Origin of the sequence: Acididesulfobacillus acetoxydans, from assembly GCF_902729405.1 — a bacterium.
GTDB classification, from domain to species: Bacteria; Bacillota; Desulfitobacteriia; order Desulfitobacteriales; family Desulfitobacteriaceae; genus Acididesulfobacillus; species Acididesulfobacillus acetoxydans.
In genome coordinates this window covers 524814-546923 of sequence record NZ_LR746496.1, presented here as the reverse complement: position 1 = coordinate 546923, position 22110 = coordinate 524814, and the positions used below count along the sequence as shown (strand labels likewise).

Annotated in this window: 22 protein-coding genes, 5 tRNA genes and 1 other RNA gene; 1 reads left to right on the top strand and 27 read right to left on the bottom strand. The window is 53.6% G+C overall.

The genetic code is table 11. The annotated features are described in order from the left end of the window. Positions 1-21: 21 nt before the first annotated feature. The 21 genes from MNU25_RS02370 to gyrB form a co-directional block, all read right to left on the bottom strand. Positions 22-1626, bottom strand: a complete 1605-nt coding sequence (locus MNU25_RS02370) for a ClC family H(+)/Cl(-) exchange transporter (RefSeq protein WP_240983616.1) — start codon at positions 1624-1626, stop codon at positions 22-24. Positions 1627-1935: 309 nt separating this feature from the next. Then, positions 1936-2190: a pro-sigmaK processing inhibitor BofA family protein gene (locus MNU25_RS02365; protein WP_240983615.1), complete on the bottom strand. Its 255-nt coding sequence runs from the start codon at positions 2188-2190 to the stop codon at positions 1936-1938. Positions 2191-2264: 74 nt separating this feature from the next. Next, on the bottom strand, positions 2265-2861 hold the full coding sequence (gene recR, locus MNU25_RS02360; RefSeq protein WP_240983614.1) for a recombination mediator RecR: 597 nt from the start codon (positions 2859-2861) through the stop codon (positions 2265-2267). A 3-nt stretch (positions 2862-2864) separates the two neighbouring features. After that, the gene (locus MNU25_RS02355; protein WP_240983613.1) at positions 2865-3203 is read right to left on the bottom strand and encodes a YbaB/EbfC family nucleoid-associated protein; all 339 of its coding nucleotides are present in this window, start codon (positions 3201-3203) and stop codon (positions 2865-2867) included. A gap of 113 nt (positions 3204-3316) precedes the next feature. Beyond that, positions 3317-5215 (bottom strand): DNA polymerase III subunit gamma/tau, encoded by a 1899-nt coding sequence (dnaX, locus tag MNU25_RS02350; protein WP_240983612.1) that lies wholly within the window; start codon positions 5213-5215, stop codon positions 3317-3319. Positions 5216-5569: 354 nt separating this feature from the next. Beyond that, positions 5570-5833, bottom strand: an RNA gene (ffs, locus tag MNU25_RS02345) — signal recognition particle sRNA large type. A 69-nt stretch (positions 5834-5902) separates the two neighbouring features. After that, positions 5903-5995: transfer RNA gene (locus MNU25_RS02340), tRNA-Ser, on the bottom strand. 225 nt (positions 5996-6220) lie between these two features. Then, complete coding sequence (locus tag MNU25_RS02335) at positions 6221-6709, bottom strand: DUF1003 domain-containing protein (protein WP_240983611.1); 489 nt, start codon at positions 6707-6709, stop codon at positions 6221-6223. Then, positions 6702-6923 (bottom strand): hypothetical protein, encoded by a 222-nt coding sequence (locus MNU25_RS02330; RefSeq protein ID WP_240983610.1) that lies wholly within the window; start codon positions 6921-6923, stop codon positions 6702-6704. Before MNU25_RS02330 ends, MNU25_RS02335 begins: the two co-directional genes overlap by 8 nt. 193 nt (positions 6924-7116) lie before the next feature. Beyond that, positions 7117-7422: a type II toxin-antitoxin system RelE/ParE family toxin gene (locus MNU25_RS02325; protein ID WP_240983609.1), complete on the bottom strand. Its 306-nt coding sequence runs from the start codon at positions 7420-7422 to the stop codon at positions 7117-7119. Next, a complete protein-coding gene (locus MNU25_RS02320; RefSeq protein ID WP_240983608.1) occupies positions 7412-7678 on the bottom strand; it encodes a type II toxin-antitoxin system Phd/YefM family antitoxin in 267 nt (88 codons plus the stop codon). Before MNU25_RS02320 ends, MNU25_RS02325 begins: the two co-directional genes overlap by 11 nt. A gap of 194 nt (positions 7679-7872) precedes the next feature. Next, positions 7873-7966, bottom strand: a tRNA-Ser gene (locus tag MNU25_RS02315). Positions 7967-8057: 91 nt separating this feature from the next. Beyond that, on the bottom strand, positions 8058-8504 hold the full coding sequence (gene tadA, locus MNU25_RS02310; protein WP_240983607.1) for a tRNA adenosine(34) deaminase TadA: 447 nt from the start codon (positions 8502-8504) through the stop codon (positions 8058-8060). A gap of 22 nt (positions 8505-8526) precedes the next feature. Next, positions 8527-8605: transfer RNA gene (locus MNU25_RS02305), tRNA-Arg, on the bottom strand. A 3-nt stretch (positions 8606-8608) separates the two neighbouring features. Beyond that, positions 8609-8685 (bottom strand) — tRNA-Arg (locus tag MNU25_RS02300). Positions 8686-8928: 243 nt separating this feature from the next. Continuing rightward, positions 8929-9017, bottom strand: a tRNA-Ser gene (locus MNU25_RS02295). 190 nt (positions 9018-9207) lie between these two features. After that, entirely contained in the window at positions 9208-10473 is a 1266-nt protein-coding gene (serS, locus tag MNU25_RS02290; protein WP_240983606.1) for a serine--tRNA ligase, read from the bottom strand. A gap of 162 nt (positions 10474-10635) precedes the next feature. Further along, the gene (gene pdxT / locus MNU25_RS02285) at positions 10636-11217 is read right to left on the bottom strand and encodes a pyridoxal 5'-phosphate synthase glutaminase subunit PdxT (RefSeq protein ID WP_240983605.1); all 582 of its coding nucleotides are present in this window, start codon (positions 11215-11217) and stop codon (positions 10636-10638) included. Positions 11218-11220: 3 nt separating this feature from the next. Further along, positions 11221-12105 (bottom strand): pyridoxal 5'-phosphate synthase lyase subunit PdxS, encoded by an 885-nt coding sequence (gene pdxS, locus MNU25_RS02280; RefSeq protein ID WP_240983604.1) that lies wholly within the window; start codon positions 12103-12105, stop codon positions 11221-11223. A gap of 71 nt (positions 12106-12176) precedes the next feature. Next, positions 12177-14672: a DNA gyrase subunit A gene (gene gyrA / locus MNU25_RS02275; RefSeq protein WP_240983603.1), complete on the bottom strand. Its 2496-nt coding sequence runs from the start codon at positions 14670-14672 to the stop codon at positions 12177-12179. Between the two features lie 20 nt (positions 14673-14692). Then, a complete protein-coding gene (gyrB, locus tag MNU25_RS02270; protein WP_240986695.1) occupies positions 14693-16594 on the bottom strand; it encodes a DNA topoisomerase (ATP-hydrolyzing) subunit B in 1902 nt (633 codons plus the stop codon). A gap of 420 nt (positions 16595-17014) precedes the next feature. On the opposite strand from gyrB, the gene MNU25_RS02265 reads away from it, so the two are divergent. Further along, the gene (locus MNU25_RS02265) at positions 17015-17548 is read left to right on the top strand and encodes a universal stress protein (protein WP_240983602.1); all 534 of its coding nucleotides are present in this window, start codon (positions 17015-17017) and stop codon (positions 17546-17548) included. 12 nt (positions 17549-17560) lie between these two features. Here MNU25_RS02265 and MNU25_RS02260 read toward each other — a convergent pair whose 3' ends face one another. The 6 genes from MNU25_RS02260 to MNU25_RS02235 form a co-directional block, all read right to left on the bottom strand. Further along, on the bottom strand, positions 17561-18427 hold the full coding sequence (locus MNU25_RS02260) for a CoB--CoM heterodisulfide reductase iron-sulfur subunit B family protein (RefSeq protein ID WP_240983601.1): 867 nt from the start codon (positions 18425-18427) through the stop codon (positions 17561-17563). 5 nt (positions 18428-18432) lie between these two features. Continuing rightward, complete coding sequence (locus tag MNU25_RS02255) at positions 18433-19029, bottom strand: 4Fe-4S dicluster domain-containing protein (protein ID WP_240983600.1); 597 nt, start codon at positions 19027-19029, stop codon at positions 18433-18435. A gap of 241 nt (positions 19030-19270) precedes the next feature. Further along, positions 19271-19621 (bottom strand): YlbF/YmcA family competence regulator, encoded by a 351-nt coding sequence (locus MNU25_RS02250; RefSeq protein WP_240983599.1) that lies wholly within the window; start codon positions 19619-19621, stop codon positions 19271-19273. 339 nt (positions 19622-19960) lie between these two features. Then, positions 19961-20611, bottom strand: coding sequence for a universal stress protein (locus MNU25_RS02245; RefSeq protein ID WP_240983598.1), 651 nt, complete (start codon positions 20609-20611; stop codon positions 19961-19963). Between the two features lie 171 nt (positions 20612-20782). Further along, on the bottom strand, positions 20783-21325 hold the full coding sequence (locus tag MNU25_RS02240; RefSeq protein ID WP_240983597.1) for a chromate transporter: 543 nt from the start codon (positions 21323-21325) through the stop codon (positions 20783-20785). Continuing rightward, positions 21322-21927 carry a chromate transporter gene (locus MNU25_RS02235; protein WP_240983596.1) on the bottom strand — a complete coding sequence of 202 codons (606 nt, stop codon included), beginning with the start codon at positions 21925-21927 and terminating at the stop codon, positions 21322-21324. Before MNU25_RS02235 ends, MNU25_RS02240 begins: the two co-directional genes overlap by 4 nt. Positions 21928-22110 lie beyond the last annotated feature (183 nt).

Here is a 22110-nt window from a genome sequence, read left to right as displayed (position 1 = left end):
CGCTGCCCGGGCGCGCCTCGCTCAGGCGTCCGGCTCACCCGCCAAATGCCGAAACACCGCTTTTACCTCCCCCAGCCGTGCTTCATCCACAAGCGTGTACATGTTGTCTCCGGCCAAAATCCGAGTATTGCCGTTGGGTATGATTTCCTCATCACCTCTGCGGATGCTCACAATCAGAGAATGTGCCGGCCAAGACACGTCTTTTATTCTCTTTCCTTCAAGTTGCGACCCCAAACAAACGGCAACCTCCGTAATGACTTGTTTCCCCCCAGCTGGGCTCTTCCCCTCTGCCCCCAGCGACGGGTTCCGTTTCCCTTTCTTGGTCAAAACCCGCTCCAGTAATTCTTCATAGATGGGTTTGGAATTTAACACATCCGTAACGATATAGGCCGTCATGGAAACAGCGATCAAGGCCAATAAATGTTGGAAAGAGCCTGTCATTTCCGTAATAAGAATACTGCCCGTAATGGGTGCTTTAACAATCGCGGCAAAATAGGCCGCCATGGCCAAGACGATGAAGTTCGTAACATACTGAGGATTGGCGGAAAAATAAGCCACAATAAGATGTCCGTAGATATCGCCGGTTAAAGCACCGACCACCAATAAGGGCAGAAAGATTCCTCCCGGCACCCCTGACCCGTAGCTAATCATAGTGAAAGCGAACTTAACCACGACCAAAACGATCAGCATCATCAGACTGAAATGGATCCGGGCCAAAGAGTTAATGAGTTCATGCCCCCCACCCAACGTTTGCGGCAGCACCAAGCCCAGCAGACCGCCGGCGAGGAGAGGTAAAACGGGCAGCAAGCTGCGCGGCAGAAAGGATATGGCATCATAAGTGTTTAAGGTTTTAACCAAAGTCCGGTTGAACAAAACTCCGAAGAGCCCGGTGATTACACCCAAACCTATGAGGTAGCCGTAATAGCGGAAAGGCAGCACTGCGAGAGCGGGAAAAGCGAAAATCGGCTTCATCCCGAAAACCCATTCCGTGACAAAATCGGAAGTAAGCGAAGCCGCTACGGCCGACATTAAAATTGCCGGGGAAAAAGTCTTATGCACTTCCTCTAAGGCAAAAATGGCGCCCGCCAGAGGGGCGTTAAAAGCGGCCGCTAAGCCGGCACTGGCCCCGCTGGTTATTAAGTATTTTTCTTCCATCCGCCTTCTGCCCAGCAAGCGGCTGAACCCCTGGCCCACTGCGGCTCCCAGCTGAATGGAGGGACCCTCACGTCCCAGAGATAAACCTGCCCCGATCGCTAATACGCCTCCGACAAATTTCGAAACAATGACACTGGGCCACTTCATTTTCAATTGTCCGGCCAATATTCCTTCTACTTCCGGAATACCGCTACCACGGGCCATGGGATCGCGCCTGACAATGAGACCAACGATTACACCGATTAGAATAAGAACTATAAACCAAGCCACGATAGGTATCATGCCGCCTGTTTTCAGATAGCCGTATATCTGACCGCGGAGAGTCCCCGCCGCTTCCAATGAATACCGAAACATTACCGTTACAATTCCGGCCAATAGGCCGATAATACTGCCTTCGACAAAAACCTTCAAACGAAAATCCTTCCAATGGAATATATCATGGTAAATAGTCCTCTTCTTAATTGCCTCCACTATCTCGGCCCCCCACATGTTCCCGCATCAGGGATAATGTATCCCGCCCCCGTCCCGTTTGTTGCGTATTTTGTTGCGTATAAAATAAATAGGGTTCGCCGAACGGTTGCGAACCTCTTGTGCAAATATTCGCCATTTAATCCTACGACATGGATGAGTTCTTCAAGAAGTCACGCTTTCTGAACGTCTCTAATTGCACAATTCATTATACCACAAATCTAAACATTTTTCGCAAGTTCCGCCTATCCTTTTTGATTCGTGCGTTTCTTGCGGAAAAACGACATCTATACACCAGCCTCACTTAGACCTTTAAACCTTGAATATCTGCAAAGCCGATAGCGCCAGGACCCCTGGAAAACCGAGAAACCCCACCAGCACTATTGTGAAGGGGTTAATCGGTATTTCGAAACCGACAAGACTGAGCAAGATATCAAAAAGCCATAACCCGACGATTCCGCCCAGGACATGAATCGCCAAGCGCAGAATCAGGCCCGGTTTTTTCAAAGCAGAGCGTCCGATAAGGACTAACAAAACAATGAACAGCCCTAAAAAGACCAAGGTCATGAGACTCCCTCCTCATCCTTCTGCTTCATCCTATGCAGCCGTGGGACAAGTCAGAACCATGGCCTCAGCTAAAACTAAAGCTGTCTGCGCCCTTCCAAGGCCCGCGCGATCGTCACTTCATCCGCATACTCCAGATCCCCCCCGACCGGCAAGCCGTGGGCGATGCGGGTGACCAAAATACCCATGGGCTTGAGGAGACGGGACAGGTAGAGCGCGGTCGTCTCCCCTTCCACTGTGGGATTCACAGCCATAACCACTTCTTTGACGCCCTCGAGACGTCCCAACAACTCCTTAATCCTGAGCTGATCCGGCCCTATCCCTTCCATCGGCGACAGAGTTCCGTGCAGGACGTGGTAAAGGCCTTTATACTCCCCCGTCTTCTCCAGGGCGGCCACATCGCGCGGCTGTTCGACCACACACAGCAGCGAATGGTCGCGCTGGTCGCTTTGACAAAGGGCACAAGGATCGCTGTCTGTAAAATTACAGCACAGGGAACACTGCCTGATTTCCTCTTTCGCCGCCCGGATGCTTTGAGCCAGCGCCTCTGCCGCCTCCGGCTCCTGTAAGAGATAAAAAGCCAGGCGTCCGGCCGTCTTGGGGCCAATCCCGGGCAGGCGCGAGAGCGCCGTTATCAGGTCTGCCAGGGGTCTGGGATATGACAGGAAATTCATGGCTCAGAAAAGCCCCGGGATCTTGAGTCCCCCGGTCAGCTTACCCATTTCTGTGCTCACCATTTCCTGCGCTTTGCGCAGCCCTTCGTTAACCGCCGCTTTGACCATGTCTTCCAACATTTCCACGTCCTCGGGGTCAACCGCTTCCGGCTTGATCGTCAATCCTTCAAGCTCCATCTTCCCGCTGACCACGACTTGAACAACGCCGCCCCCGGCGGATGCCTCCACCGTGCGCGTCTGCAGCTCCTCTTGAGCCCGCGCCATGTTCTCTTGCAATTTCTGGGCCTGTTTTAACATTTGGCCCATATTGGCGCCACCGCCCATTCCGCCTTTAAAACTCATTCGAAACACGCTCCTTCACTTCAACTTTAGTTGAACGAGTTCACTTCCTAGCCTGAAAATAGCTTTCCGCCCGAGCGGTTCGCTCAGCTTGTACAGTCCGGCGCCCATTTTCCCTATTCCTTAACCACTACTAAGTCCTCCCCGAAAAGATCAAGTGCTTTCCGCACCACATCTTCCGGGCTGAGTGCCCCATTGACACCGGATTCACCTTCTGCTTTTCTTTGGCCCGGGGGCTTCGCTTCACTCCCGGTTTTAATCAGAGGTTCGGCCTCAGCCCCTACTTCTGCCGCAGACACGGCTTCACCCCCGCCTTGACAGCGGTTATTGAATTTGCCCGTACCGTTCGGCCCTTTGGTCTTGGCCTCCACTCCCGCACCCACGGTCCCCGCGGGCTCGGCCGCCCGGCGCCGGAACTCCCCTTCCATTCTATTTTGCAAGGAAAACGGGCTGCCAAATAATTCTGCCAACACCCTTTCCACAGTCTGCCGGTTCTCGGGCCGGTCAATTTTATCCCTGTGGAAAGAAAACCCTTCTTTGAAAACAAGCGTCAGGATGTTGCCCTGCAGATCCCCGGGTTCCCCTTCCAAGAGGAAGGCATGGGTGGACTTCTTGAGTTTGCGCACCCCCTCTAAGACCTCGGCCCAACGGGCCTTAACCGTCTCCAGAGTGACCCCGGAAAACCCGGGCTCCCCTCGTGCGGAAGGTGAAGCCGCCTGCTCTTCTCCGTGAATCTCTCCCGCGGGGGCTCCGCTTTTTTTAACGGCAGGTTCCCTTTTCCCGATACTGCCCTGCCCGGCCGCTTTCGCCCAACCGGCGCCCAGTCCGTTGCCAAGCGTTCCCCCGGACATAGAAGCGCGGAGCCGGACTATCTCCTCTTCCAGCTTATCTACCCTCTGTCCGATTTCCTGAGTGCGGGCCGAGACGCGGTTTTCCCCTTCGTAGATGGTTTGAACGAGCAGCAGTTCAGCCGCCAACCGCGCATTCCCGGCGTATTTCAACTGGCTGTCCCCCTGCAGCAAAATCCCAATCCAGTCCAACATTTTGGCCATGCCCGCTGCCCGGCTTTGAGCAGCCATTCTCCCGCGCAGATGTTGGGCAACCGGGGCTTCCTGACCGGTGGCCAGACACAGTAGCATTTCCCTTAAATACGCGAGAAGTTCGCGCAGGATCTCCCTGGGATCACGACCCAGGTCCACCCCGGCCGACATCGTTCGCAAAGCGGCGGCATAGTCCCCAGCCAAGAGGGCATCGATCAAATCTGCGCTAAACGTTTCACCGACCATGCCCAAACTCTGATAAATCTGCTCCACACCGAGTGGTCCTTCCGAGAGCAGGCACTGATCCAAAATGCTGAGAGCGTCACGCAGCCCTCCTTCCGACTGGCGGGCGATCAGCCTCAAAGCCTCGGGCTCGACGTCCGCGCGGCCGACGGCCAAACACACCTCCCGCAGCCGCCGCTCTATATCCGCTATCGGGATGCGTTGAAATTCAAAGCGTTGAACCCTGGACAAAATGGTCAGAGGTATTTTGTGCGCTTCCGTGGTCGCCAATACAAACACGACACTCCGGGGGGGGTCCTCAAGGGTCTTGAGTAAAGCGTTAAACGCCTCGGTCGTCAGCATGTGTACTTCGTCTATTATGTAAACCTTGTAGCGACCGCCGGCTGCCGCCAGATTCACCTTTTCCCGCAAATCCCGGATTTCGTCGATCCCGCGGTTGGAAGCCGCGTCTATTTCCAGCACGTCCAGCGAATTCCCTTGGTCAATGCTTTGACACGACGGGCATTGATTGCACGGTTCAACCCCTTTTGGCTGTTCGCAATTCAACGCTTTGGCCAGAATCTTAGCCGTGGTCGTTTTTCCCGTCCCCCTGGGCCCGCTGAACAAGTAAGCGTGCGCAATCTTGTTCAGCTTGAGTGCGTTGACCAACGTCCCGCTGACATGCTGCTGTCCGACGATCTCCCCGAAGGTCCGGGGCCGCCATTCACGATAAAGGGCAATATATGAAGACATGATTTCTCCACCTTCGGAAAATCTCACACACCTGTCGCCGGCTGAATTCTGCGCTCGTTCACAGCCGGAACCCGCTGCTGCTCAAGGCAGCGTATACCCCACACCCAGCCGTTCGCCCTCTGCCCGTTCCCTCCGGATTCGCGCGCAGAGCCACCGTCCCGGCGGCCGATCCGGACGCCGCTTCTGCTCCCTGAGTGCATCGATAAGCCCCTGTATATCGATAAGGGTCGGTAAGCCGAGCGCACCGTATTTAATTTGCGTCCGGTCGCTAAATCTCTCAGCCGCGAACGGGAGGTGGCCCGAATAGCTAAAAAGATGGTACTAGACCACCTTTCCCTCATAATTAATTAATGACCGTGCACCATCAGTCGAACAGACGCTTCCAGACGTTACCTGAACCGGCCGCTCGGCCCCGGCACCCTTGCGGCACACGGGACGTACTCCTTAGTGCTGCTTCCGTCAGGACCTGACACAGTTCGAAGAGTCCTGTTGCGCAAGCCCAAAGCCTCATCACGGCCTGTCCGGGACTGCTCTACAAGCGCTGCCCTTCCTCTGGAATTCCACCCCGCTCCAGCGGATTGCGGGTGCAAGGAACCGCTAACTCCCCGTCTAGCACGGTCAAATTTATTATACCATAAAGAAAAATAAAAGAAAAAGCCAAAGTCGGATACTCAGGCTGCAAAAGCGTGGCGGAGAGAGAGGGATTCGAACCCTCGACACAGGTTGCCCCATGTACTCGCTTTCCAGGCGAGCGCCTTCGACCAACTCAGCCATCTCTCCGCGAGTGTCGATATCAAAAATATAGAATTTAAGTCGCAAAATGAATTATAAGCGAGTTGGGCCGATAAGTCAACCCAAAAAACAATCCACTGACTCTTCATCATGGACCCGCAATGCACCAGGCACGGTGTCTGCGGGCCAAGAAGCGCCGGCCTCCAATCACCCCGCGGATGTCCCCCGCCCCACGGACATCCCGCGTCACCCCGCGGATATCCGCTCGCCTTTTCAGGGCACCCCGTCGTGCTTCGCGTTTAACAACTCTCTAATCTCCGCTATCTGGGCTTCGATTCTGTGCAGGTGGCTCTGCATATCGTCAACTTCCCTTTCAGCCTTGTAATTGATGGCGAAATCGACCACGGACTCGTGTTTGTCCCGGGCCGCCTGCCTGTTCTGACTCATCATAATGATCGGTGCCTGAAAAGCCGCTATGAAAGAAAGGACGAGATTGAGCAGAATAAAGGGAGGAGGATCAAAATGCCAGAAAAAGCGGACCGAATTCAAAATGACCCAGGACAGCAGAAACAGGCTAAAAAGGATAATGAATTTCCAACTGCCGCCGAAAGCCGCTATCCTATCCGCCAGCCGGTCAGGCCACTTCGTACTCTTGAGGTACTCGGCATCGATGTTGCAGGCGATACTCGCTTCGTATTCCTCTACGACGCGCCCGGTCCTGTCCGCATAATTCTTGACATAGTTGACGCAATCTTCATCCATAGCTTTCCCTTCTCCCCTTCAGCCTATTATGCCGCTTCTCCATTATGGTGCCACTGCCATCCTTTACGGAGATCATGTTCCCGTACGGATCATTGACATACTGCAGGCAGACGTTGCCCTGCCCGTCCGTTACCGCCACCAGGTCCCCATGGGCATTGTCGTGATAATAATACCACACATTGCCCCTTCCACCAACGACATGGTTGAGGCTCACGGCCAGAGGCTCTCCTTTGTCCGAAGAGGCCGGTGACACCCATGCCCGCCGGGGCGGCACGGCTGTTATAGGTTCGGGTGACTTGGATCGGGAGGGAAGAAAAATCGGTGACCGAACTCACAAGATCATTCAGAAATCTTTGCCGCCGAAAATGGCAGGAGCTGCCAATCTTTAAAATTAGCAGCTCGTCCTCTTAAAACTGGCTTTTCGAATATCGTATTGTAACAACAAGAACTCTCTTTTTTGCTTCAGCAACACGGTATACCACAGTAAAATGACCCACGAAAAGCTGGCGATATCCCTTATTGGCATAAGCACCGGTTTTTCTCAACGCTCCCCGCCGCGGCATACTTTCCAGACTCAAAATCGCTTCCTCAAACGAGTCAATCAATTTAGCGGCGATGCCTGCCTCTCTCAGCGTTTCAGCGATATATTCGTATATGCCGTCCAAATCGCAGTATGCACGAGGCAGTAACTTTACGGAATATTTATTTTCCAAAGTGCTTTCTCTTTAAGCTCGACAAAGCTTCTCTCGCATCTATGAGCTGGTCATCGGAAGTATACTCGGCTTCGGCCCCCGCGATAGCCGCGTCGAGTTCACGATCCTCCAGCATGGAATCAAAAGTTTCAATGCTCATAACAACTAAATCACCGTAACCATTTTTCGTTATGAATATAGGTTCTTTCTTGGCATGGGCAAGGTCAGAAATCTCATTGGTATTTCTTAAATCAGTAATCGGCCTTATCTGGGGCATAATCCTCGCCTCCTTCTATGTACATCATTATGACACTATTATATACATTTTACAAGAATCTATCCAAAGTCGTAAGACGCCCACTTCTACAAGTGGGCGTCGGTTCCACGTACCGCGCTTTCCAAAATCATTCAGAAATCTTTGCCGCTTAAAATGGCAGGAGCTGCCAATCTTTAAAATTAGCAGCTCCATGATGGCGGAGAAGAAGGGATTTGAACCCTTGCGCCCGGCAAAACCAGGCCTACCGCATTTCGAGTGCGGACCCTTCAGCCACTTGGGTACTTCTCCGAATAATTAACTGTATCCAAAACGTAAGACTCCCACTTCTACAAGCGGGAGTGGGTCCCACGTACCCCCTCCTGCCAAAGTCTCAGCCCTCTCAGCGCTTCCGGCGAAAGAAATCTTTCAGAACCTCCCCGCACTCTGCCTCCAGAATCCCGCCCAGCACCTCGACCCGATGGTTCCAGCGGTTCACGTCCAGCACGTTCATGACGGAGCCGGCAGCACCGCCTTTGCCGTCCGGCGCCCCAAAGATCAAGCGGGCCAAGCGGGCCTGAATAATAGCTCCCGCACACATGGCGCACGGTTCTAGGGTGACATAAAGGGTCGCCCGCTCCAGCCGCCAAGTCCCCAGTACTGCCGACGCCCCGCGGATCGCGAGAATCTCGGCATGGGCCGTGGGATCCTGTGCCTGTTCTTTTTTGTTGTGCACCCGAGCGAGCACTTTGTTCTCCGAAACGATCAGAGCACCGATCGGAACTTCGCCCTCCGCGGCCGCTAGCTTGGCCTCCGCCAACGCCAAACGCATCCAATCCTCGTGGCGCATGTTCACCTCGTGGGAATTTTGATGGTGGCCCCGGGAGGACTCGAACCCCCGCAAGACAGGGTTTAGGAAACCCCCGCTCTATCCACCTGAGCTACGAGGCCATATGGTGCGCTCGGAGGGATTCGAACCCCCGACCTTCTGATTCGTAGTCAGACGCTCTATCCAGCTGAGCCACGAGCGCAGACTGTTGACTTCGCCGCGCGCTTTTCCCCCGTCCCCCGTCCCCTGATCGACAAGTTTTGACGGCCTTAACAGGGGCATAACCACAGAAGCAAAATCCGACATGCCCACAAGATCATCATAAGCTAGGAGCTCCGCAGCAGCGAAGAGCCGCTGTCGCATAGCGACTCTCATTCGAACCCCGAATCTCGAATCTCGAATCTCGAATCTCGAACCCCGAGTCTCGAACCTCGAATATCGAACCTGGCGGAGGGAGTGGGATTCGAACCCACGGCCCCTTGCGGGGTCACCGGTTTTCAAGACCGGCTCCTTAAACCGCTCGGACACCCCTCCGGATAGACAACCAGATTGGATTATAGCACATTCCCGGCTAATTTACAATCTATTGCCTCTGGGTAAGATTTTTATATGAGTTGACACGTCCATTGCCTCCGGGTTCGATAACTGTCTTGGAACGGTTCGCTGAACCCCCCCCCAGGACTAAAGCCGGCTGAAGCCGGGAGCATGCGGCTAAGCCTCTTGGTCAGCCGATATATTCCACACCCATGTAAGGCTGCAAAGCTTTGGGCACCCGTACCCGTCCGTCTTCTTCCTGATAGTTCTCCAGAACAGCCGCGACCGTCCGGCCGACCGCCAGACCGCTTCCGTTGAGAGTATGCACGTACTCCGGCTTGCCTTTGGCTTCCCTGCGAAAGCGAATGTTGGCCCTGCGCGCCTGAAAATCTTCGAAATTGCTGCAGGATGAGATTTCGCGATAAAGGTTGAAGCTAGGCAGCCAAACCTCCAGGTCATAGGTCTTGGCCGACGTGAAACCCAAATCCCCGGTCGACAGGGCCATGACCCGATAAGGCAAGCCCAACTCCTGCAAAATACTCTCCGCATCACGGGTCAGTTTTTCCAACTCGGAATAGGAATCTTCCGGAAGAGAAAACTTGACCAGTTCCACTTTGTTGAACTGGTGTTGGCGGATGAGACCCCGTGTGTCTCTGCCCGCCGACCCGGCCTCAGAGCGAAAACAGGCGCTGTAGGCACAATGATAAAGCGGCAGCTTCTGCCCGTCGAGAATCTCGTCACGGTAGAGATTGGTCACCGGCACTTCCGCTGTAGGGATGAGAAAATACTCCGTTCCCGCCACTTTGAAGGCATCCTCTTCGAATTTTGGCAGCTGCCCGGTTCCGACCATGGAATTCCGGTGCACCATATAGGGCGGCAGAATCTCCAAATATCCTTTGGCCGTATGCCTGTCCAGCATAAAACTAATCAGGGCCCGTTCCAATTTGGCGCCCAATCCTTTGTAAAAAGTAAAACGCGCCCCCGTCACCTTTCCCGCTCGGGCAAAATCCAAAATGTCCAGCCCTTCGCCTATGTCATAGTGAGCACGGGGAGTAAATTCGAATTTTCGAGGCGTTCCCCAAGAGCGGACCTGCACGTTGGCACTTTCGTCCGGACCCACCGGAACGCTCTCGTGCGGGATATTGGGGATCCCGTAGAGGACCGTCTCCATTTCCCGCTCAATTCCGCCAAGCTCCTCTTCCATCTCTTTGATCGTCTGCCCGACCTGCCTCATCTCCACAATCAGGTTCTCGGCATCGCCACCCTTCTTTTTAAGGCGGCCGACTTCCTCGGAAACAGAATTGCGCCGGCTTTTCAGACTTTCCACCCGGAAAAGCAGTTTGCGCCGCTCTTCTTCCTTTTGCAAAAATTCATCCAAACTAACGGAAGCGTTACGTTTTCGCAACGCCTCTTTGACTGCGTCCGGATGGCTGCGTACAAACTTCAGATCTAACACAGCAACCCCTCCATGTAATTCACAAGCTACACCCCAGGTCTCCTAAGCAAGTCCGCCACTGCCTGCGCTTGCTCCAATCGTAAGACTCCCACTTCCGCAAGCTTACACAAATGAGAGCGGGCCCCGCGTACTCCCCCGACAGTGATACTCCGGCGTTGAAATTCACCGGTACTCTGAGACCATCTTCAAAAAGTACTCATGTACCCGCTTATCCGGGGTAAGTTCGGGATGAAAAGCACTGGCCAGCATGTTGCCCTGGCGTATGAAAACTATTTTCCCCTCATGTTCCGCCAAGATCCCTACGTTCGGGGCCACTTTGGCGACGTACGGCGCCCGGATGAAAACGGCCCGCACAGGATGACTGCCAAGGGCCGGAACGCTCAAATCTGTTTCAAAGCTGGCAATTTGGCGCCCGAAGGCATTGCGCCTCACAGTGACATCCATCAGCCCCAAGCGGTACTGGTCGCTGCCGTCTATATCCTTGGCCAGCAAGATCATCCCGGCACACGTTCCGAACAGAGGCAGATCCTTAGCCGCCAGTTGCTTAATTCTGTCCCCTAAGCCGTCACTTTGCAACAGTTTCGCCATGGCGGTGCTCTCCCCGCCGGGTAAAACTAAGCCTTGAACCCCTTCCAGGTCCGAGGGCTTGCGCACTTCCGTTACGTCACAGCCCAGACTTTCCAGCGCGAAACGATGTTCGCGAAACGCCCCTTGCAAAGCAAGAACTCCGACTTTCCCTTGCACCGGTTACCAGCCCCGTTCCTGCATCCGCTGGTTTTCGGCGATCGTCGAGATTTCCAATCCGGGCATCGCCTCTCCCAAGTCCTTGGAAATGTCCGCCAGCGTCTTGGGATCGTTAAAATGGGTCGTCGCCAGAACGACCGCCTTGGCCCTCGCTTTTGGATCAGACGATTTGAAAATACCCGAGCCGACGAAAATCCCGTCCACCCCCAATTGCATCATCAGCGCCGCGTCGGCCGGTGTGGCGATGCCGCCGGCCGCAAAATTCACGACCGGAAGCTTGCCGTTCTCCGCTACGTAGACGACCAAATCATATGGTGCACCCATCTCCTTGGCCGCAGTCATCAGTTCCTCTTTGGGCATGGTCGTCAGTTTGCGAATGTCACTCATGACTGTGCGCATGTGACGTACCGCTTCCACCACATTCCCCGTGCCCGGCTCACCTTTAGTCCGGATCATAGCCGCCCCTTCGCCGATCCTGCGCAAGGCCTCACCCAAATTCCGGGCCCCGCACACGAAAGGAACCTTAAAGGCGTGCTTATCGATGTGGTACATGTCGTCGGCCGGGGTTAAAACTTCACTTTCGTCAATGTAGTCTGCTCCCAAAGCCTCAAGGATTTGTGCCTCGACGAAGTGGCCTATGCGCGCCTTGGCCATAACCGGAATGCTGACTGCCTCCATGATCCTTTGAATGATCGTTGGGTCCGCCATCCGAGCCACCCCGCCGGCAGCCCGGATATCTGAAGGAACCCGCTCTAAGGCCATCACGGCGCAAGCCCCGGCTTCCTCCGCTATTTTAGCTTGTTCTGGGGTTGTCACATCCATAATGACCCCGCCCTTAAGCATCTCCGCCAGTCCGGTCTTAACCTTCCAAGAACCGATTTCCGACATTTTGTATCCTCCTCATTGCCACCAGTGTCGCATTTAAAGTCATCGTAACACCTGGGTAAAAGTTTGTCAATTTACTGTTCGAGCCCGTCATCGGGCACTTCCGGCACTTCCGGGGCTTCGAGTGTTTCGCCGTCCTCTTCCTTATTGACGACTTTAGCTATGGCCACGACTTTACCCTCGTCCGTGCGCATGGCCATAACCCCTTGGGCCGTCCGCCCCTGCTTGGAGATGCCGGCGACCTCCTGGCGGGTAATCAGTCCGTCATTCGTGATCACCATCAATTCATCCTCAGGCTGCACCACTTTAACCCCTGCCAAGCGACCGGTTTTGGCGGTGACGCGCATCCCGATCAATCCTTTACCGCCGCGCCCCTGTGCCCTGTATTCCGTCAGGTTGCTCCGTTTGGCATAGCCGTTCTCAGTCATCGTGAGAAGGTCTCCGCTCTCGCCGGCCACATCCATACCCACAACCACATCTCCGGCCGCCAGCGTAATCCCTTTTACCCCCCGAGCCGTGCGGCCCATTTCCCTGACGTCCGCCTCAGGAAAACGAATACACAAGCCCGCGGCAGTAGCCAGGATGATGTCCTCCTCGCCCTTGGTCAAGCGCACTCCAATCAACTCGTCCCCTTCGTCAAGATTTAAAGCGATGAGTCCGTCACGCCGGGATGAATTATACTCGCAGAGCCGGGTCCGTTTGACAATCCCCTGTTTTGTGGCCATGAAGATCAGGCACTCTGCGGTAAACTCTTTCACCGACAAGACCGCCGTGATCGTTTCATCCGAATTGACGCTGAGCAGGTTGACGATTGCCGTCCCCTTGGCCGTGCGGCTCGCTTCGGGTATCTCGTAAGCCTTGAGCCGGAACATTCTGCCCCGTGAGGTAAAGAAGAGAAGATAGTGATGAGTGGAGGTGATGAATAAGTGTTCAACAAAATCCTCTTCTTTGGTGGCCATCCCGTGAACCCCTTTGCCACCCCGCCGTTGGCTCTTGTACGTATTTAAAGGCAGGCGTTTGATATAGCCGTCATGAGTCACCGTGATGACAACATCTTCTTCTTCAATTAGGTCCTCAATTTTCACATTGCTGTCTGCAAAGGAGATCCTGGTCCGCCTTTCATCGCCGAATTTCTCTTTGATCTCGTTTAACTCTGTTTTGATGATCTCCAGCACCATTTTCTCGGAAGCCAGAACCGCCCGGAAATACGCTATTTTGTTGAGAAGTTCCTGATAATCCTCTTCGAGCTTCTCCCTCTCCAAACCCGTCAGCCGCTTCAGTCGCATATCGACGATGGCTTGTGCCTGTTTTTGGCTCAAGCCGAAACGGCTCATCAAGTTTTCCTTGGCATCCCCTTCATCCGCTGAGGAGCGAATGGTGGAAATCACTTCGTCGATATGGTCCAGGGCGATGCGCAAACCCTCCAGGATATGGGCTTCGGCCTCCGCTTTGTTCAGATCGTAACGGGTGCGCCGAACAATGACTTCTTTCTGATGCTCGATGAAGAGATGCAGAATTTCCTTCAGGTTCAGGACCTTCGGCTTGCCGTCCACAAGAGCGAGGAGGGTAATGCCAAACGATTCCTCCATAGACGTATGCTTGTAAAGCTGATTCAGAATTACCTGCGGATTTACATCGCGCCTCAGTTCGATGACGATCTGCATCCCGGTCCGGTCCGACTCATCCCTGAGGTCTGTGACCCCGTCCAGTCTTTTCTCTCGCACCAACTCGGCGATTCGCTCGACGAGCTTCGCTTTGTTGACCAAGAAAGGAATTTCCGTAACGACTATCCGGTTCTTGCCCGATTTCTCCATCGGTTCAATAGCTGCCCTGGCCCGGGTTCTGACATTTCCTCTTCCGGTCGAGTAGGCGCTTTTTATGCCCTCTGTGCCCATGATAATGCCCCCGGTGGGAAAATCGGGACCTTTGATCCAGTTCATAAGTCCATCCAGGGTGAGATCCGGATTGTCAATCAAGGCGACTGTTCCTTGAATGACCTCCCCTAGGTTGTGGGGAGGAATGTTCGTCGCCATGGCCACGGCTATCCCCGCGGAACCGTTGACCAAAAGATTGGGAAACTTAGCCGGTAAAACGGTGGGCTCCTCTTCCTTTTCGTCATAGTTCGGTACGAAATCGACGGTTTCTTTGTCCAGATCGGCCAACATGTACGGGGCCAGCTTGGACATTCTCAATTCGGTGTAGCGCATGGCCGCAGCCGAATCTCCGTCGACCGAACCGAAATTACCGTGCCCGTCGATCAAAGGATAACGGCTGGAAAACCCCTGGGCCATGCGCACAACGGCATCATAAATCGCGGCATCACCATGAGGGTGGAATTTGGCCATACAATCCCCGACCAAGCGGGCGGATTTAGAATAGGCCTTGTTGGGTGTCATCCCCAGTTCATGAAGGGTATAGAGGATGCGACGGTGGACCGGCTTGAGACCGTCCCGCACATCAGGAAGCGACCGGCCGACGATGACACTCATGGCATAATCAATATAGGACCGTTTCATCTCATTGGAAATCTCTACCGGCAGGACTTTTCCTCCCTGCATTTCGAGGGACATAGACGAGCACTCCTTTTATTCTAGATATCCAAATTCCGGACCTCATGAGCGTGTTCGTGAATGAATTCGCGCCTTGGTTCGACCTTGTCACCCATGAGAATGGTGAACAACTCGTCCGCCAGCACTGCGTCTTCCATGTTTACCTGGAGGATCGTGCGCTTGGCCGGGTCCATCGTCGTTTCCCAGAGCTGTTCCGGATTCATCTCGCCCAAGCCTTTATAGCGCTGGATCTCAGCCTTTTCCCGTCCAACAGTCTCCAGCACCTTTTTCAGTTCATCGTCATCATAGGCATAAGTAATCTTGTTTCCCTTCTTGACCTTGAATAAAGGCGGTTGGGCTATATAGACATAGTTGTTTTCGATAAGCGATCTCATATAGCGGTAGAAAAACGTGAGCAGAAGGGTCCGGATGTGGGCTCCGTCTACGTCGGCATCTGTCATGATGATGATTTTGTGGTAACGGGCTTTGCCTAAGTCAAATTCGTCGGAAATTCCCGTCCCCATGGCCGTAATCATGGCCCTTATTTCTTCATTGGCCAAAACTTTGTCCAGCCTTGCCTTTTCCACGTTAAGAATCTTCCCACGCAAGGGCAGAATGGCCTGAAAGCGCCGGTCCCGTCCCTGTTTTGCCGAACCGCCGGCGCTGTCTCCTTCCACCAGGTACATCTCGCACAGTTCCGGTTCCTTCCAGGAACAGTCCGCCAGTTTGCCGGGCAGAGAGGTGCTCTCCAAGGCGCTCTTGCGCCGGGTGAGTTCCCGCGCCTTGCGGGCCGCGTCCCGGGCCCGCGCCGCCTGAAGGGCCTTCTCCAAAACCTTCTTAGCTACGGCGGGGTTTTCTTCCAAAAAGGTGTTGAGACCATCCGCTGTGACCGACTCGACAATGGAACGAATTTCACTGTTGCCCAACTTGGTCTTGGTCTGGCCTTCAAACTGCGGTTCCCGAACCTTCACGGCGACCACAGCGGTGAGCCCTTCCCGGATGTCCTCGCCGGACAAGTTGTTTTCCTGGCCCTTGATCAGGTTGTATTTGCGAGCGTAGTCGTTGATAACCCGAGTCAGAGCAGCTTTGAAACCTGCCTCGTGAGTGCCGCCCTCCTGGGTATTGATGTTGTTGGCGTAAGAGAGCAGGTTTTCCGTATAACCGTCATTATATTGAAGGCCGACTTCCACTTGAGTGGTGTCTTTCTCTCCTTCAAAGTAAATGGGCTTTGCGTGCAGACAATCTTTATTCTTGTTCAGATAACGAACAAAGTCCTCAATCCCGCCGGTATGAAAGAAAGCTTCGCGCGTATCCGTTCTTTCGTCCAAGAGGGTAATGGCCACGCTCTTATTGAGAAAGGACAATTCGCGCAGGCGGTGAACCAGAGTTTCAAACTGAAAAGTTATGTCCTCAAAAATCTCCGGGTCCGGGTAAAAGGTTATCTTAGTCCCGGAGCCGAGACTCTCGTCTTTGCTCACTGTTTTCAGCGGGCCCGTCGGCTTCCCCTGAGCATAGTCTTGGCGGTAGACATTACCGTTCATTCGGACCTCGGCAATCAACCACTTGGAGAGAGCATTGACCACGCTCAAACCCACCCCATGCAGTCCGCCGGAAACTTTATAGGCGGTGCCGCTGAACTTCCCACCCGCGTGCAGGACCGTGAGAGCAACTTCGACGGCCGGCTTGCCGAGCTTCGGGTGAATGTCTACCGGGATCCCGCGCCCGTTATCAACGACAGTCACGCTGCCGTCACGGTTAATCGTCACCGCGATCTTGTCGCAAAACCCCGCCAAGGCCTCGTCAATACTGTTGTCTACGATTTCATAGACCAGATGGTGCAACCCCCGGCTGCCGGTGGTTCCGATGTACATGCCGGGGCGCCTTCGGACCGCCTCTAATCCTTCCAATACTTCGATCTGTTCCGCGTTATAACTCGGCTGCATGTCTAAGTTAACATCCTGCAAGGCGTGCCCCTCCCAAAATATACCTTTAACCCATTTATTATACATTAATTGAAGGAAATTATCAAGGCAAGGAAAGATATGCCAGCGAATCAAAAAGAGCATGGCGAATTCCGCGGACAGCGACGAATTTAACCATGCTTTTCTCCTTGATCCCCCATATGTTTTCTTTATGTTCTTTATATTCTTCACCTTATAGGCTTATATAATACTTGATCATTGGCTTATATAATACTTCACCGACTTATATAATACTTCTCCCCGAACATGAATTCGTTCTCCCAGTGTTCGTCACACCCGCCTTCAGTCTTGCGCACGAAGGAGTTAAAAATACCGCCGGAGTACCCCGCAAGTTGTGTTATAATATGAGCGAGGATACACGCAGGAGGAGGGTATTTCTATATGACAGGCTCTCTTGAGACCAAGGTTCTTCTCTATTCGGACGGCTCCGCCCAGTCTTTTTCCGCGGCTGTCTATACGGCCACCCTGCTCAAGAACATGCCCAGTATGAGTTTAACCGTCGTCCAGACCAGAGAGGCAGCTCAGCACGCGCCGGACTTGGAATACAGTTGGCTCAATACTTGGCCCACAACACCCAGTCCCGACTTAAGGGAACGCGTCATTGATGAGTCCGATGCCCTTACCAACAAGCTCTATGACGAGATACGCGCCAAAACGGTGCGGATATTTACCGAACGCGGACTCAAAGTCACCCACGAGGTAATCCCCGCGGGTGCAAGTATTAGCGACACTGTTGACGCAATTCTTGAATTTGCCAAGAAAAATAAATGTGAATTGATTATTATGGGTACACGGGGTCTCACTTCCTTAAAAGGCCTGCTCTTTGGCAGCCTGGCCCACGAAATGCTGACAAAGTCTATGATACCGGTGTTATTGATTAAGAAGCTTCCCCAGGAGTTCATTGACGATCTCTGAGCCCGCTGGGGCCTAGGCGGACGCAGGCGCCGGCATCTTCGGCGATACAAGCATATGCTCGAAACCCCAAGTGTTCGGGGGCAGCCCGAAGGCATAAGCCATCAACTGGGTGAAGAAGAGGACCGGAATCTCATAGCCCGTGCCGAACTTCTCATTGACTTTCTCTTGGTGCGTTTCTAAGTTAAGCTGGCAAAGGGGACAGAGCGTAACGATAATATCCGCCCCCGCTTCAACGGCGGAAGCCAAAATTTCTTTAACTTGGCCCGTCACAACCTCAGAGGCTGGAACCACGTGCGAACTCCCGCAGCAGGTAGTCTGCCGGGCAAAGTTTACGTTTTCTGCACCAAGCGCCCGGATGAGCCTATCCAGCGCCTTCGGACTTTCGGCCTGATCGAAATCTCCCGGATGGGCCCGCATCGTTTGGCAGCCGACGTACCCGGCGACTTTCAGTCCCTTTAAGGGCACTTGCACCCGACCTTCAATCCTCCCAGGGCCGATCTCCCCCAGCATGACATCGATTGCCCGCTTGACTCGAACGCTCCCCGAATAATGCAAACCTCCGACAGCCAACGCCTTATTCACCCGTCCGGCATATACGCTGTCCTCTTGCAGACGCAAATTCGCAGTCGCAAGATTCAAATAGCAGGAGCTGCAAGCTACCAGCACGTCCTGTTTCATCTCTTCCGCCAAGGCCAGGTTCCTGGCCACTAACACTTGCTGAACAAAACCACCGGCAACGCCGGATGCGATAGAAGCGCCGCAGCAATTCCAGTCCGGGATTTCCTCCAATCTCAGTCCAAGCGCTTCGGCTGCAGCAAGAAGCGACTTGGCATAAGATACGGCGATACTCTCCATTGAACAACCGGGATAATAGCTCATGCGCATTACACTTCGCCTCGGTTCTGCATTATTTTAGCCTTTGTAATTATTCTTTGCAGTGCTTCGGGATCTTTGACGCTCCGCGGCGGAATGAGGCTGATCCGCTTGCGTGAAAGCATCTTAAACCCCAATCGTCTCCGCCCCAAGGCCTCCTTAAGGCCTGTTCTTCCCCGCCGGCGGTAAAAACCGAACAGTACACCGGTTTCAAACGATCTCCCTCGCAGATATACCTCCCGCCAGAAGCTCAGATAGAATTGTGCCTGTGCCGACTCGCACTTTCCCGTTCGAATGGCCAAGTATTTAAGGTCGTGCATCATGTCAGCTATGGCAATGCCGTATGGACAGATGACCTTGCAACTATAACATGATGTGCACATCCACATCGTGTTAGCCCCCAGGACATCGTTCTCTCTGCCCTCCTTAATCACGGCGAACAATCTTTGAGGCGAGTAGTCCATAACTTCACAGGTTGGGCATGACGTAGCACAGAGGCCGCACTGCAGACACCGCGTACTGAACTTTCCGTAAGGCAGTGCCCCCAGGCGGCTCGCCAGATCGTTAACGAATCCCTCATTTTTGGACCCACTTACTTCTGCCGCCATCTCCATTGCCCCCTTCTTTTACCACCGCACAGCACCTTTTGCTCACTTCTTCTTCACTTCACTTGTTTCTAAGCGCTTGGGAGTTCTTTCACAATTACTCTCTGGCATCCCCTATAGATCTCTATCTTCTGATAAAACCGCCGGCTGCCCCGAAGTTCACGCACCCACTGTTCGTGGCTTAAGCGTAGCACCCGTAAGGCAGCCGGTCAATATCGCCGCAATGAAGTTCTCTTATGGCCGCCTATGCCTGATCCACTGTTTTTATTCCTTCTTTAATTTTTCCGGATATCTTCTCCATCAGCTCCTGAAAGCGCAAATTGGCGTTGTTCGACTGTTGGACCTGGGGATCTTTCAAACAGTCCGCCTCCATTTGTTTCATTTTCTCTTGCTCCTCCGGGCTGTCGGGAGCGCCGGCAAGCTGACGCCTATAAGCTTCTTGACGCAATTTCTGCAAATCCTCCACAAGTTTCCGCGCTTGCGGATTATGCAAAAGCTCATACTCTGTCTTTTTGAAGTCTTTATAGATTGCGGTACGCGCAATCGCTTGTCCCAAGTCCGTGCATTTCTCCATGATCTCGTCAAATTGACTCATCGTTAACCCTCCAAATCTTTCTCGTCTCGGGCGAGACTCCCTGCGTCCGCGTATAATCGCCACCCTGCGGCCGACTCCACGAGACCGGCCGCGTGAAACTCGCCCGCTTGCAATCACCTTTGACCTACGTACGAACGGCCCGGGAACCTCCAAAAGAAAGCGGGTTCTTTCACATTTTACCTGCTCCCCCCAGGTCCAATACTGCTGTCGCTCCCTCCTTCGGACACCCCGGGATCAAACGAATACTGCCCCCGTATGTCCTGAATTCTAGCATGCGCTACCCGGGAAGTCAATCACCAAGGCGCCTTGCCGCGGGGCCGGCAAGGCGAGGAAATACTTTTAGACCCCGCCCGTTTTGCGAGCTCCGCCCTCCGTCAAGTAATTGTCTATGAACTCTTGCGGCAGCTTTTTGATCAATAGTACAGGAATCCCTGACCTGTTGAGCATAGTATGTGCCAGACTCCCGTGAATCAACCCGTGAAAGGATGAGAGCCCGCGCGTACCCATAATAATAAGTTCAAAGGCATTCTTCGTCGCGTATTCAAGGATCATGTCTACCGTCTCCGAAATATCCGGTGCGTCGGCAACGCTGGTGCTGGTGCACAATTCCTGGTGGCTCACATTCGTCGCCCGCAGGGCGAAGATGTCATTCGTTTTCTGTAATATCTCGTCATATTGCCGGCGCGTCTCGGCGTCACTCTCACTGAGGACCCGTTTCATCCACTCTTCCGTCGGCCGCGCGGGCCAGGTGTCAATCCAACGATAGTCCGAGCCTTTGATACAGCCCCAATAGTATCTTTTGTACTTGGGCCTTAATTCTTTCCAGCTGTACTCTGTACCGGCTCCGCCTTGCTCACATTCCTGCAGTTGTACGACAGTCAGGTACATGTTGGGCGTATTCTTCAAAAGGGTGGCGGTATAGACGGCTGCGGAAAAAGCCTGGTGAGATCCGTCAGAGTAGAGCAGCACCTTAAACTTGGAATCATTCATCCGAAATACCTCTTTCGCGGCTATTTTCAGAATGATTATAACACAGCCCCCATGTCTCTGGAAAGGTGCTCGTTTCAGCCGTGAACGATGATTGAAAGATTTTTTCCGGAGCGCCGTGCCCCCGCCTCCGGCCCCTTGACCCGCCACTCCCGGGTCCGCGCCGTCATCAGCCTACCCAAACATAACCATGCCCACGATACCGGCCGCCAGAATCAGGTAGGCAGGGTGCAACCTAGTTTTGATCAAGATAACCATGGCAGCAAGCAGCAGTAGCGCGCTTTTCACATCAATCAGATGGCCCCCGCCGATAATACCGTCGCTGAGGGCAAACTTCACCGCCGCGAAAACAATAATCCCCACAATTGTTGGCCGGAGGCCGTAAAAAGCCGCCTTCACTAATGGATGATTTTGGAACTTTACAAACAATTTACCGATAACCAATATAAGCAAAAGCGAAGGCAGCGTGACCGCCAGGCAGGCCACCACCGCACCCGGCAAACCTAAACACTTATCGCCGACGATGGTCGCGGTATTGGTAGCTATCGGTCCCGGCGCCATAGCCGAGATCGCTATCATGTCCGTAAATATGCTCATACTCAGCCAATGGTGATTTTGGACCTCTGTCTGAATAAGCGGTATCATGGCGTAACCGCCGCCAAAACTGACGAGTCCCAACTTAAAAAAGGTGATGAATAAGTCCAGAAAAGCGTTCATAATTTCTCACCGCGTACTTTCTTTTGCGCTGAGGCCTGCTTCTGCAGCTTTTGCACCTGCACCAGAACTATGCCCACCAGGGCCCCCGAGATGATTACCAAGATTAAGTTGAGACTTTTGAACAACAAGAGAGCGATAACGCAAACAGCACACAAAGCAACACACGTCTTGTCAACTAGCGATACCTTGCTCATCTTCCAGGCGGCGGAAGCGATCAAGGCTACGACCACAGGGCGGATACCGCGCAGGGCCGCTTGGACATGGACATTATGCTGGAAGGAAGCAAAAAGAACCCCTAAGGCGATAATGATGACGAAAGTCGGTGTCACGATCCCCAACAGTGCGATCAGCGCCCCAGGAATCCCAGCGATCTGATAGCCGACAAAGATCGCGGAGTTGACCGCTATGGCCCCGGGCACCGACTGTGAGACGGCAAAGACGTCTACCAGTTCCTCTTTGCCGATCCACTTCTTCTTATGTACCATCACGTCTTCCATAATAGGGATCATGGCAAATCCGCCGCCAAAGGTTATCGGCGAAATCTTAAAAAATACCAGAAAAATCTCCAGCAACAATTTATAATCAAGTTTCTTTTTTTCCATCTTGAGCTCCCCCCATTTCATGAAGAACTCCATAACTTGTCGTGTGGGCGGCGGTCCGCCCAATGCCAACAGTTGGGTTCGCAGACGGCAGGGAGTGACCTGGCGCCGGGTTTAGGGATACCTCACACCTTCACCCAAAGACCACGCTCATTGACTTCACGCCCGGTTCCGCTTGTACACTCT